Annotated in this window: 10 protein-coding genes; 5 read left to right on the top strand and 5 right to left on the bottom strand. The window is 71.4% G+C overall.

Annotated features, from left to right (window positions below):
* Positions 1-117 precede the first annotated feature (117 nt).
* The 5 genes from CHC09_RS39305 (at position 118) to CHC09_RS39285 (ending at position 6,433) form a co-directional block, all read left to right on the top strand.
* Positions 118-2,088, top strand: a complete 1,971-nt coding sequence (locus tag CHC09_RS39305) for a nucleoside-diphosphate sugar epimerase/dehydratase (protein ID WP_089298376.1) — start codon at positions 118-120, stop codon at positions 2,086-2,088.
* A 61-nt stretch (positions 2,089-2,149) separates the two neighbouring features.
* Positions 2,150-3,406 (top strand): nucleotide sugar dehydrogenase, encoded by a 1,257-nt coding sequence (locus CHC09_RS39300; RefSeq protein WP_089298375.1) that lies wholly within the window; start codon positions 2,150-2,152, stop codon positions 3,404-3,406.
* Between the two features lie 13 nt (positions 3,407-3,419).
* Positions 3,420-4,079 carry a sugar transferase gene (locus CHC09_RS39295; protein WP_089298374.1) on the top strand — a complete coding sequence of 220 codons (660 nt, stop codon included), beginning with the start codon at positions 3,420-3,422 and terminating at the stop codon, positions 4,077-4,079.
* A complete protein-coding gene (locus CHC09_RS39290; RefSeq protein WP_089298373.1) occupies positions 4,069-5,166 on the top strand; it encodes a hypothetical protein in 1,098 nt (365 codons plus the stop codon). The genes CHC09_RS39295 and CHC09_RS39290 overlap by 11 nt, the downstream gene beginning before the upstream one ends.
* Positions 5,167-5,203: 37 nt before the next feature.
* Positions 5,204-6,433, top strand: a complete 1,230-nt coding sequence (locus CHC09_RS39285; RefSeq protein WP_089298372.1) for a hypothetical protein — start codon at positions 5,204-5,206, stop codon at positions 6,431-6,433.
* Between the two features lie 10 nt (positions 6,434-6,443).
* Here CHC09_RS39285 and CHC09_RS39280 read toward each other — a convergent pair whose 3' ends face one another.
* From CHC09_RS39280 to CHC09_RS46875, 5 genes are all read right to left on the bottom strand, one after another.
* Positions 6,444-8,420 (bottom strand): M48 family metalloprotease, encoded by a 1,977-nt coding sequence (locus CHC09_RS39280; RefSeq protein ID WP_089298371.1) that lies wholly within the window; start codon positions 8,418-8,420, stop codon positions 6,444-6,446.
* The gene (locus tag CHC09_RS39275; protein WP_089298370.1) at positions 8,417-8,869 is read right to left on the bottom strand and encodes a hypothetical protein; all 453 of its coding nucleotides are present in this window, start codon (positions 8,867-8,869) and stop codon (positions 8,417-8,419) included. The genes CHC09_RS39280 and CHC09_RS39275 overlap by 4 nt, the downstream gene beginning before the upstream one ends.
* A 258-nt stretch (positions 8,870-9,127) precedes the next feature.
* A complete protein-coding gene (locus tag CHC09_RS39270; protein WP_179277469.1) occupies positions 9,128-10,492 on the bottom strand; it encodes a HEAT repeat domain-containing protein in 1,365 nt (454 codons plus the stop codon).
* 143 nt (positions 10,493-10,635) lie between these two features.
* The gene (locus tag CHC09_RS39265; protein ID WP_089298368.1) at positions 10,636-12,093 is read right to left on the bottom strand and encodes an SMI1/KNR4 family protein; all 1,458 of its coding nucleotides are present in this window, start codon (positions 12,091-12,093) and stop codon (positions 10,636-10,638) included.
* Between the two features lie 277 nt (positions 12,094-12,370).
* Complete coding sequence (locus CHC09_RS46875) at positions 12,371-12,919, bottom strand: hypothetical protein (protein WP_089298367.1); 549 nt, start codon at positions 12,917-12,919, stop codon at positions 12,371-12,373.
* Positions 12,920-13,060 lie beyond the last annotated feature (141 nt).

Below are 13,060 nucleotides of genomic sequence, written 5' to 3'. Positions count from 1 at the left end.
CGAATGGTCGGAACGTAATTGTCAACTTACTGAAAGCGATTTCCGCAGACCGGGTGCATTTTGCCGAGCGCAGGACCCGCGGCCGGTTGCCGCCGGCTTCGTACGAGGGGGAATCCCATGCAGACACGGCGACCCGCTGTCGGCGACCCGGCAGCGGATCCAGATGTCGGCGACTGGCCCGGCCGGGCGGCGCCGTGGTTCCGCGCGGCACTGCCCGGCCGGGCCGCACGTGCCGGCGCCGACGCCCTCGCGCTGGCCGCCGCACTGCTCATCGCCACCCTGTTGCGCCACGACGGAAACCTGGAATACCTGGACGGCCCCGGCCTGGCGGAACTCGCCCTGGTCGCTGCGCTGGTGCACACGGCCGCCGGGATCCAGTTCGGCCTCTACACCGGACGCTGGTCGTACGGCTGCTTCGAGGAGATCCTGGCGCTGGCGAAGACCGCCGCGGTCACCGTACCGGTGGTGTTCGTGCTGGACACGCTGCTCGGCCGGCTGGTGCCCCGCTCGGCGATCATCGGGGCCGGGCTGATCGGGCTGGTGCTCGCGGCCGGCATCCGGTACGCCGTCCGGCTGCTGCGTGACCAGCGACTGCGCCCGAACCCGGAGCCGGGGACCCGGGTCGTGGTGATGGGCGCCGGGGAGGGCGCGACCCAGGTCATCCGGGCCATGCTGCGCAGCCCGTCCAGCCCGTACGTCCCGGTCGCCCTGCTCGACGACGCTCCCGCCAAACGCGCCCTGCGGATCATGGGAGTGCCGGTGGCCGGCAACCGGCACGCGATGGCCGAGGTGGTCCGCCGGTACCGCGCCGACGCCGTGGTGATCGCCATCCCGAGCGCCGGCGCGCAGCTGATCCGGGCGCTCACCGACCTGGCGGCGCCGCTCAACGTGGACGTCAAGGTCGTCCCGCCGGTCGTCGAGCTGTTCGGTCGTACCGTCCGGGTCGAGGACATCCGTCCGGTCAGCCACGCCGACCTGCTCGGCCGCCGGGAGATCACCATCGACCTGGCCGCGGTCGCCGGGTACCTGGAAGGCCGCCGGGTGCTGGTCACCGGGGCCGGCGGCTCGATCGGATCCGAGCTGTGCCGGCAGGTCGCCCAGTTCAACCCGGCCCGCCTGGTCATGCTGGACCGCGACGAGTCGGGCCTGCACGCGGTGCAGCTCTCGCTCGACGGCCGGGGCATGCTCGACGACCGCAACCTGGTGGTCGCCGACATCCGCGACCAGCAGCGCCTGGACGAGGTGTTCGCCGAGCACAAGCCGCACGTGGTGTTCCACGCGGCGGCGCTCAAGCACCTGCCGCTGCTGGAGATGCACCCCTCCGAGGCGCTCAAGACCAACATCATCGGTACGTATCAGCTGCTCCAGACCGCGATCCGGCACAACGTGGACCGGCTGGTCAACATCTCCACCGACAAGGCCGCCGACCCGTGCAGCGTGCTCGGGTACTCCAAGCGGATCACCGAGCGGCTCACCGCCGCCGCCGACGTGGCCACGCCCGGCACGTACACCAGCGTCCGGTTCGGCAACGTGCTGGGCAGCCGCGGCTCGGTGCTCACCGCGTTCGCCGCGCAGGTCGAGGCGGGCGGGCCGATCACGGTCACCGACCCCGAGGTGAACCGGTACTTCATGACCGTGCAGGAGGCGGTCCGGCTCGTCGTGCAGGCCGGTGCGCTGGCCAGCCACGGGGAGGTGCTGATCCTCGACATGGGTGAGCCGGTCCGGATCGCCGACGTGGCCAAGCGGATCGCGGCGAGCGCCGACGGGCACATCCAGATCGTCTACACCGGACTGCGGCCTGGCGAGAAGCTCGCCGAGGTGCTGCTCGGCCCGGATGAGCCGGACCACCGGCCGAACCACCCGCTGATCTCGCAGGCTCCGGTGCCGCCGCTGGACGGCGCGGCGCTCTCCCTGCTCGACCCGTCGTCGCCGCCCGAGGACCTTATCGCGGTGCTGCGCTGGCTCGCCGAGAGCCCGGCGCTGCCCGGCCGGGTCGAGGCCGCGGAGCCCGCACCCGCGACCCGATCGGGCGGCCGCGTCGGAAAACGCCGGGCCGAATTCACCATGCGACTCGGACGACACCCGTGAGCCGCTCGAAAGAGACGGGGCGACTCCCGTGAGCCGCGCGAGAAGAGACAGGAGAACGTCGATGCGGGTAGTCATCGCCGGGCAGGGCTACGTCGGCCTGCCGCTCGCGGTCCGCGCGGCCGAGGCCGGGCACACCGTGGTCGGGTTCGACGTCGACGACGAACGGATCAAGCGTCTCGCGGCCGGCGAGTCCTACGTCGACGACATCACCTCCGAGCACCTGGCGCGCGTCCTCGCGGGCGGGAACTTCCAGCCCTCGTCCGATCCGCGGGCCTGCGCCGGCTTCGACATCGCGGTGATCGCGGTGCCCACCCCGTTGCGCGAGGGCACCCCGGACCTGCGCTACATCGAGGAGTCGGCCCGCACCCTGGCCCGCTACCTGCGCCCCGGCGCGACCGTCGCCCTGGAGTCGACCACCTATCCCGGAACCACCGCCGAGCTGGTCGGCCCGATCCTCGAGGAGGGCTCCGGCCTGGTCGCCGGCGAGGACTTCCACCTCGGGTACAGCCCGGAGCGCATCGACCCGGGCAACCGGCAGTGGGACCTGGCCAGCACGCCGAAGGTGGTCTCCGGGATCAATCCGGCGTCACTGGAGAAGGTCCGGGCGTTCTACGCCTCGGTCGTCGAGACCACCGTGCCGGTCTCCGACCCCAAGGTCGCCGAGCTGGCCAAGCTGCTCGAGAACACGTTCCGGCACGTCAATATCGCGCTGGTCAACGAGCTCGCGGTGTACGCGCACGAACTCGGCATCGATATCTGGGAGGCGATCGACGCCGCGTCCTCGAAGCCGTTCGGATACATGCGGTTCGTGCCCGGGCCCGGGGTCGGGGGGCACTGCCTGCCGATCGACCCGTCCTACCTGTCCTGGCGGGTGCAGCGGACCCTCGGGCAGAGTTTCCGCTTCGTCGAGCTCGCCAACGACATCAACAACCACATGCCGGACTACGTCGTACGCCGGCTGGTCGCCGCGCTGAACCGCCACCGCAAGGCGGTCAACGGCTCGACAGTGCTGCTGCTCGGTCTCGCCTACAAGAAGAACAGCGGTGACGCCCGCGAGTCGCCGGCCCGTCGCGTCGCCGCGCTGCTGCTGGAGATGGGCGCCCGGGTGTGCGCCGCCGACCCGCACGTGGTCGAGGACGCGCACGTCGACCAGCGGGTCACCCGGGTGGCGCTGACCGCGCAACAGGTGGCCGCCGCCGACGCGGTGGTGCTGCTCGCCGACCACGACGCCTTCGATCTCGACCTGGTGGTCGAGCACGCGGCGTACGTGCTGGACACCCGTCATCGCCTCACCGGAACCAACGTCGAATCGATCTGAGCCTGGGGGAATCGTGGACCTCGTACGCGGAAGCTGGAACGTCCTCAACCAAGTCGTCGGCGCCGTAGCGCTGGTCCTGCTCTCCCCGGTGATACTGGCCGTCGCGCTCTGGATCCGGGCCGCCGACGGCAAGGGCGTGCTGTTCGTCCAGGACCGGGCCGGCCGCGACGGCGAGCCGTTCCGGATGCTCAAGTTCCGGTCGATGGTGCACGACAGCGTGGCGATGAGTGCGAAGCTCGGCATGGCCGACCCGTTCGGCCTGCTGCGGGACGACCCCCGGATCACCCGGTGCGGCCGGATCCTGCGCCGGACCAGCCTGGACGAGCTACCCCAGCTGATCAACGTGATGCGTGGGCAGATGAACCTGGTCGGCCCCCGCCCGGACGTGCTCCCGCAGGTGGCGAACTACTCGGCGCAGGATGCCCGGCGCCTCGAGGTGAAGCCCGGCATCACCGGGTGGGCACAGGTCAACGGTCGTGACGACATCGACTGGCCGCAGCGTTTCATCCTGGACCGCTGGTACATCGACCACTGGTCGCCGCTGCTCGACCTGAAGATCATCTGGATGACGTTCGCCGGGCTCAACCGCGGTGAGCCGCCCGTGCACGTGGACACCCTCAACATCGAGCGGGCCGTCGGCGACTCCACCGAGGATCTCAGCCGTGCCGCCTGAACCGGCCCGGGAGATCGGCTCCGAGTTCCACTGGGATCCGGCCACCCTGCTCGGAACCGCGGGAGGTGGCCTCCCGGACTGGGTGCCGGCCCGGCGCGAACTGTTCGCGACCGGCTGCGGGGCCCTGCGGGCGGTGCTGCGCACGCTCGCCCCGGCCGGTCGGCTGCACGTGCCGTCGTACTTCTGCATGGGGGTGGCCGAGGCGCTCGCCGAGTGCCTGCCGGTGACGTTCTACCGGCACCTGCCGGACGGGCGCGGGCCGCGCTGGGAGACGCTGCGGACCCGGCCCGGCGACGTGGTGCTCGCGCAGAACCTCTTCGGGTGGGACGAGCAGGCGCCGTGGAACGCCTGGATGACGGCGAACCCCGGGATTCCGGTGATCGAGGACCACTCGCACGATCCGTTCAGCGCCTGGGCGCGGAACAGTATCGCGGCGTACGTCGTGGCGTCGCTCCGCAAGACGCTGCCGCTGCCGGACGGGGGACTGCTGTGGTCACCGGCCGGCCGGGAGCTGCCGGAGCCGGACGGGCCGGAGAGCCCGGGCGCGGGGCAGAAGCTCGCGGCGATGCTGCTCAAGGCCGGGTGGCTGGACGGGCGGCCGGTGCCGAAGGAGAGCTTCCGGGCGTTGCAGCGCGCGGGGGAGGGTGCACTGCTGGGCAGCGCCGGGCCGGCCAGCACGGTCACCCGGGCGGTCCTGCCGCTGCTCGACGTGTCCGGGATCCGGGCGGCGAGCGGTGGGAAGGCGCGTCAGTTGCGGGACGCGCTCCATGGTCGTACGGGAAAGGCCGAGGTCCTGGGTTTCAACGGCCCCGCGCCGTTCCGCGTGCAGCTCGCCCTGCCTTCCGAAGAGGACCGGGACGCGCTGCTGGCGCTGCTGGCCGCCGAGCGGATCTATGCCCCGGTGCACTGGCGGCAGGACCGGCGCGGCTGGTGGAGCGGCGACCACGAGGCGGCCGACCTGGCGGACCGGACGCTGACCCTGCCGGTTGATCATCGTTGCAGCTCAGCGGATGTTCTCCGGATGGTCGAAGTGGTCACGTCGCAGGCCTCGCGCGAATCGAAGAGCGGCCATATCATCAGGGCGTGAGAGCGACCTGCACCCTCGGTGACGGCGGTCGATCGAGATGACCACCGGCGGCTGGATCGCGCTCGGCATCGCCATCTTCGGCTCGCTCTGCTACGCGGTCGGGTCGATCCTCCAGGCCGTCGGCGCCAGGCGCAGCACCAGCGCGGTCAAGACGCTGGGCCACCCGCTCTACCTCATCGGCATCGCGCTGGACATGGCCGCCTGGCTCGGCTCGATGATCGCGTTGCGCGAGCTGGCGGTCTACCTGGTCGAGTCGGTGCTGGCCGGCTCGCTCGCCATCACCGCGTTCGCGGCGTGGGCCTTCCTCGGTTCCAAGCTGCGCAAACGTGACGTCGCGGCGATCGTGATCACGATCTGCGCACTGGCCGGGCTGGCCCTGTCCGCCGGCCAGCAGCACATCGTGGCCGCCTCGCTCCAACTGCGGCTCGGCTTCGTCGTCGCCCTGATCGTCGTGCTGGTGCTCGGCTGGGGCGCCACGAGGATCGGCTCACCGGGCCTGATCGCCTCGATCGGTGGTCTCTCGGTCGGCGCCGCCGCGCTCGGCGGGCGCGCCCTGCATCTGCCCGACGACGAGATGACCACGGTCGGCTCGGCCGCGCTGGCCATCTTCAGCGAGCCGCTCACCTACGTTCTGCTGGTCTTCGCGGCCAACGGCATGGTGATGTACGCGAACGCCCTGCAACGCGGCGACGTCGGCCGGGTCACCGCGGTGCACTGGACCGGCGAGGTGGTCGCGCCGTCGGTGATCGCGCTGACCATCCTCGGCGACACCGTGCGGCCCGGATGGGAGCCGGTGGCCCTGGCCGCGGCTCTGATCACCGTGTCGTGCGCGATCGTGCTGGCCAGCGCGCCGGCCACCTCGACCCTGGACGCCTCCGGCCCGGCCGCGTTGCCGGCCGGCGCGCAACCACATGCCCTGCCCGCGCCGCCGCTGCCGGTGCTGCCCGGCGCGCCCGGGCATCCGGTCACCGCGCTCGTCCCGCTCGAGGCGTGGCGGCTCGCCATTCCGCTGGAGGCGCGGTGGCCGGCGCTGCAGCCACCGCTGGTCCGGGGCTACGGGACGATCGTGTGGTGGGGGCCGTCGTGGGCGCCGCTGCCGATCTGGGTGCCGCCGGACCGGACCCTCGTGCCGCGTGACCGGCCGAAGATCGCCGACCGGCCGCAGCGGATCTGGCCGGCTCGGATCGGCCCGCAACTGCCCTACAACCGGCGTCCGGCCCGGCACCGCGACATCATCATTCCCTCGCGCCGCCGCGACGCCGCCTGAGGCGACAGCCTCACCGGCCCGGAGACGAGGCGGAGCGGCGCTCGGTGACCGTGGCCAGCAGGGCGGCGAGCAGGAAAGCCGGTGCGAGCATCGCGAGCGGCCCGATCAGGCAGATCCGGGCGGCCATCCAGACGTCGGGCCAGATCGGCAGGTAGCGGAGCCAGATGGCGGCCGACACCAGCAGGGTCCCGGCCGGGGCGAGGGCCATGGCAGGGAGAAGGCCGCCGGGGCGCCGGGTTGCGATCGCGATCACCAAGAGGACGGCTCCGGTGCTCATCGCTGCCAGGAAGTCCCGGTAAAGGACCCAATCCGGGGTCGTCGGGGTGGTCAGGACCAGCCAGCGCACCGCCAGGGCGGTTACCGTGGGCACCAGGACGACCGTGGTCGCGCCGAGCACGCCACGCCGGGTGGGGCGGCGCCACGACCAGCGGGCCGCCAGCAGCCACAGCGTGACCACCCCGGCCGTGCAGAGCTCGTCATAGCCGGTCATCGTGAGGAACTGGCCCAGACCGGCGAGCCCCTTGATGGTGATCATCGAGGCGGCGTCCGTGCCCAGCCACAGCGCGCCGGCGAACACCATGATGTTGATCAGGGCGATCGCCGGCCACGCCGCCCGCGACGGCGGGCCGGTTCGGTGGCGTGCCCAGGCACGGGCCAGGATGCCGCTGAGGGCCGCGGCGCCGCCGACCGCCAGCGAGGTGCAGATGAGCTGGGGGGTGGTGTCGGACCAGTTTCGAGAGAGCGTCGGCTCGCCCGCGACGTGGGCGAGCATGCCGACCGAGGTCGCGCAGGTGAGCGCCAGGGTCGTGGCACGCAGTCGGATCGGCCGGCCGGTGAGCTCGGCGCCCAGCGCCGCCCGCCACAATGCGAGGCCCCAGGCCAGCGCGAGCGCCGTTCCCGCGACGAGGCCGGTCAGATGCGCGGTATTCGTCCAGATCATCGTCTCCACGCGCAGCGGCATCGACATCTGCAGGACCGGGATCGCCATCGCGACGAGGATCCCGACCGCGGCGGCGTCGATCACCCGCAGCTCCGTGGTGCTGTGCGGGTCGTGCAGCGCCGCGAGGCGACGCCGGGCGCAGGGATGGATCGCGGTCAGCCGGCGTACCGCCTGCCACCACCGGCCGGGTCGGGCCGGTTGTCCGTGGAGCAGCTCCAGCAGCCCGGCCTCGGTGCCGCCGGCCGCGGCCGCCAGGTCCGCCTCGTGCTCCCGGGAGCGCAGCACCGACGAGGCGATCACCGCCGCCAGCGTCAGCAGCAGAAGGGATCGCAGCACATAGTTCAGGAAATAGGGATGGCCGAAGATGACGGTGAGGATCGCGAATGGTGCCTCGATCAACACCCGCGGTTCTCGGACGATCGGTAGGACGAAGATCAGGAACTGGGGGACGGCAAGGGCCGGGATCAGGGCCCACCACAATCCGCGGGTGAGCCAGACCAGGGTCACGTCGCCCGCGCGGATGTGTGCCATCTCGTGTGCCAGTACCGCGTCGATCTGATCGGGTGGCAGGCGGCGGAGGCCGGGCGGCACGATGATCCGGGTGCCGGCCAGGACGCGCACGGTGAACGGCTCGCGGAGCCGCCATCCGCCGATGTACACCGTGGGCGAGCGATGCAGCCCGGCGCGTCGCGCGGCGTCAGCCGCCCGTACGGCGATCGTCTGCTCCGCCGGACGCAGCGGCCCGGCCCGCCGGAGCAGGCGATACGGGAGCAGCGGCATCAGGGCCACGCCGAGCAGCAGCACCATCAGGGCGCCGCCGAACGTGAACCACGCCTTCTGCTGCTCGACCTCCGACATGCAACGCACGAAGCTCAGGTGCCGGCTGAAAGCGATCGCCAGGTCGGGGCCGCAGTCCTTGTTGACCTCAAGGTAGTGCCGCCCGTGCAACGGGCCGAACGTGTGCTGTCCGGCGAAGAGGCCGGCGGTCGCCAGCAGCAGGATGATCGATCCGTAGCGGGCCGCGCCAGGCGACAGGATCCGGGTCACCCGGCCTGCCCGAGGCGTCGCCGCAGCGCGGAGACGACGTGCTTGGCCACCTCCCGGGCCAGGTCGGTACGCATGCCCTGCTCCACGCAGATCTCCGCCAGGGCTGCCTCGATCTGCGGCAGATCGGCCTCCGGTGAGCTGGTCACCGGAGGCCGATCGGGCCGGAAGAACGACGCCAGCCGCTCGCGGGCGGCCGTGCCGAGCCGGCCCAGCGCGCCCTCGACCACCTGGGTGGCGGCGGTGCCGGCGATGAAGGTCAGGACGGACAGCAGCACCGGCGTCACCGCGGCGAGCTCGACGCCCATCCCGACCGGCGCGCGCAGCCGGTGTGCGCGGGGCGGTGTCCGGATCTCCGCCAGCATGTCGATCTCGTCCGGGTACCACTCGGACACCACTTCCGTGGTGATCGCGACCACCGTCGCGTCCAGCTCCAGCCGTCGGCCGAACATTCGTCCCCTCCCTACGATCGGGCGTGCCGACGGTGGCACGGCGACGGCGTTGATCGCAGTTTCGCGAAACCCTGCAATCTCCGGCATTGCGCGCAATTGACGACCACTGTTCAGCCCATCGGGGAGACCCGACTCGGATGGCGGCTCCGGCCGGGTCTCAGGAGAGGGTCAGGACGACGGCACCGGCGTACGTCGTGCCGGGCCGCAGCGTCGTCGGTACGCCGTCGACCGTCGCGGTGCGGCAACAGGTGGTTCAGCTCAGATCCTCAGCGCGCCCGGTGTGCTCGGCCGGCCGGTCCCGCAGCTGGTCAGGGCGAGTACGCCGCGGCCGGTGACGGTGATGTCCGGGCCGAGTGCGCCTGGATTGACGGAGAGCCGGGTCGCGACTTCGGTGGCGTGCGCATGGTCCGGAAGGTTGTACGGGTGCCGGACCTCCTCACTCCGATCGGCGGCGGACACACCGAAGCCGTCGATGCAGAGCTGTTCGTAGCAGCCGGCCGGGCGGGCGGTGCGCGGCACGAGGTCGTCGTAGTAGCGGATCGCCGACTCGTCGGGGCCGGGCAGGTCGTCCTCGTCGTCATCGTCGTCGGGCGGTCCGGACTCGAAGATGTCATAGCAGTCGGTGACCACTCCGTCTTCTGCCAGACACCAGGCCGTCCAGCCGTCGCCGCAGCTTGCGCCGTACCAGTGGGCGATTCCGAACCGGCCGCTCAGCCAGGCGCAGTGGGCCCGGACCGCGTCCCGGAATGCTTGCTCGCCGTCGACGTGCGCCACGGCCGGCACGGTGCCGAAGACCAGCGTCCAGCCGTTCAGCATCGGCGTCACGTACATGCGTGAGCAGGAGTCGTGCTCGCCGAGATTCCAGTTGTGGTGGTCGTTGTTCCAAGCCGAGGCGCCGAGCCGCATCGTCACCGGGCGAACTTCGGTCAGCTCGAACGCCTCCAGCACCGCCTGCTGGCCGGCGGCCGCCGGAATGGCGTACCAGGAGCCGCACAGGTGCATCGGAGCGGGTGTTTCACCCAGTGCCTTGACCTCGATGAGCCGGTTCACCGCGTGCTGGTCGGCGGCGTCCAGGGCGTCCCGGCCGCCGATGTCGGCCAGTACGGTCAGCGCTTCCCTGCGCCGCCGTCCGGGACCGCGCCGCACCGCGCGTAACACGGGGATCGCCGCCGGACCGACCGCGCCGCAGGCCCAGACGGCGCGCTGGCGTACGTCATGATCCGGGTCTTCGAAGAGCGTGATCAGGTCGGGCAGGAACGGCTCGGCCTTCGCCTTCAGTTGCTGCAGTGCGTTCGCTGCGCCGGCGCGGACCGCGGGACTGCGATGGCGTAGAGCCGGCAGGTAGATCGCTTTGTCGGGTACGTCGAGGAAGGCGAAGGCGGCACTGCAACGCCGGGCGACCTCGGCCGTCGGTGCCGCCGCCAGAGCCGTAACCAGTGGCGCGAACGCGGGCTCGCCGATCCGCTCCAGCACGGTGATGAGCCGATGCGACGGGGCGGGCGAGGACTCGTCGCACAGCGCCCGCAGCACCGGGCCGACAGCCGGTGCGCCGGCCTCGACCAGCGCTTGCTCGGCGGCCGGGTCATCAGCCGCGACCCGGTCCAGCAGCGCATCGAAGTTCACACCGCATGATCTCTGATCACGGGCCGCGGAGCCAGCCCGGGGCCGACGGCGCCATTGCGCGGCCGCCGGGCATATTCGGTGGCACGGGTATCCCGAGCACCGAACAAGGCCGGCGACTCAGGGCCACCCTGCCTTCGTGAGGGTCAGTGGCCGCCGGTGAGGGTGTGGACGTTGCCGTTACGCCCGAACGCCTGTGACCAGCGGGCGGCGTCGCCCACGCCGGCAGAGCCGCCCAGCCCGGCAGCGGCCAACCGGGTCGGTTTCCAGCCGGTGGCCAGCAGGTCCGTCCATTGGCGGCCGTTGAGGGTCAGCACTCGCAGCGCGGGGAACGTCGCGATCGCCTCGATGTCCGACACCGCGGCCCCGGACAGGTCCAGGCGGGCCAGCTTCGGCAGGGCGGCCAGGCCGGCGACCGGTGCCGGCTCGTCGTTGCCGCTCAAGGTGAGGTCGATGATCGTCGACGGCAGCGGGGCGGGTTCCCACCGGGCCGCTTCCACGTGCAGGCGCTCGATCGGCAGGTGGGTCGGGAGACTCATGTCGGCCAGAGGGGTCTTTCCGCGTACCACCAAGGATCGAAGGTTGGTGAAGGGCTCGAAGTCGGCGAGGTGGATCGGGACTTCTGTACGCAGCACGACGCCCTGAGCCGTCACCGGCACGTCCGAGATGCTGTCCGCACTGACCGTGGGGTGAGGCGGCGACGGGCGCTCCTCGTCGAGGGTGGTGAGGGCGCGGCGGAGCAGGGCGGTGACCGAGTCGGCGACGTATTCGACCGGCGCCCACACGTCTCGCCCGTGCGTGACCACCTGACCGATGCGGCCCTGCGGTCCGGGATCGAGGTCGACTGCTCCGAAGTTCATGCCGTAGTCGCGGGCGAACGTCACCCAGCCGTTGCTCGACGACACCCGGCGTACGTGTCCGGCCGGTACGCAGTCGAAGATCACCGCATCGTCGAACAGGCCGTCATGGTAGCCAGGATGGTTTTTCCGGTTCCATTCGACGAGTACGTGCAGGGGTACGAGGACGAACGGGTCGAGCAGCCCCGACTCGCCGCTGTCGTCATGGATCAGCCGGTAGAGGGCCCGGAGGTCCTCCGGCAGCCGCACTCCGAGCCGCTGTTCGGCGGCGAGGACCTCCTCCTCGGAGTAGCCGGGCGCGTATCCCTTCGGGTGATGCCGGGCGGTGAACTCGCCGACCAGCCGCTCGACCTCGGCCAGCACCACCGGATCGGTGACCCCGGTGTCGGTGGTGCCGGGTTCACGGGCCGGCGGCCGCTCATGTCCGGGCAGGCGGTACCCCTCGTCGAGGATGATCCGGGCCGGCAGCGACGGTATGTCTCGCGACCAGTGGATCGTGTACGTCCCGTTCGGGTCGCCGATCATCTCGAGGACCAGACCGTGGCGGGCGACGCCGCGCAGGGCCGTCATCGCATCGTTGAGGTCCAGGTTGTTCCAGCGGCCGAGCAGGGCCGGCTCACCCGCCATGGTGTAGGTCTGGCTCTGGAAGCCATGGGCGTCCACAGTGGTCAGCTGGTAGCCGGGCTCCCGCAGGCCGGCCACGAACGACTCACCCAGCCGGTGCAGAGCCTCGTCGATCTCGGTCACGCCGGGATTGTGTCAGCCGCGTCGGTGAGCCTGGAAGTGATCAGACGGCATGTCATCGACCAGCCGCCCGGTAGATGGCTGAGCTGGACGCCCGAGGCGCGCCCTTGGTGGTCGAGTTGTGCGGATGACACTTCGGGGCCGGCGTCGTCGACACCGGCCCCGAAGGTCTCAAGAGTCGTCGCGCGACGCCTACGACTTCCGCAGCCTTACCAACCAACGTCCAGGAACACGCTGCGCAACCGTTCGACGAACCGTGGACGTCTCCATTCCCGCTGACTCAGAACGGGCCGGGGCCACCGATGGGACCGGGAGCGCCGATGGGACCGCCGATCGGACCGCCGATGGGGCCACAGCCGATCGGGGGAACGCCGACCGGACCGCATCCCGGACCGCCGAGGGGTCCGCCGAGGGGTCCGCCGAGAGGTCCGCCGAGAGGGCCGCCGAGAGGGCCGCCGAGGGGACCGCCGACGGGACCGCACCCGGCCGGGCCGCCGAGGGGACCGCCGACCGGACCGCAGCCCGGACCGCCGAGGGGGCCGCCGAGGGGTCCGCCGAGCGGGCCACCGACCGGACCGCAGCCGACCGGGCGGGCCACAGCCAGCACGCCGATCCAGTTGCTGCAGACCGAGAGCGACCCGGCGAACTGCACACTGGTCGGGAGCAGGAGCGGGTTGACGACGGTGCCCTGGATGACGGTGGTGCTGCAGACGACGTTGCCACACGGGCCGCCCGGCACCACGGCCTGGGCCGCGGCCGGGGTCAGCGTCAGGGCACCGGCCGCCATGATGGCGATGCTGAGCGTGTTGCGAACCCACGACTTCTTCATGAGAAATGCTTCCTTTCCAAGGTGGTCAAACACGAACTTCCGCATATTCAATTGCCTATTCCGGAACATTGTTTTGGGCGCAGCGGTGCCCTGGCTCGATTTGTCCGGCCGGAGAATCCGCTCGTCGACATACGCCCACGA

This window comes from Actinoplanes regularis (assembly GCF_900188005.1).
GTDB lineage: Bacteria > Actinomycetota > Actinomycetes > Mycobacteriales > Micromonosporaceae > Actinoplanes > Actinoplanes regularis.
This window is presented reverse-complemented; position numbering and strand designations above follow the sequence as displayed.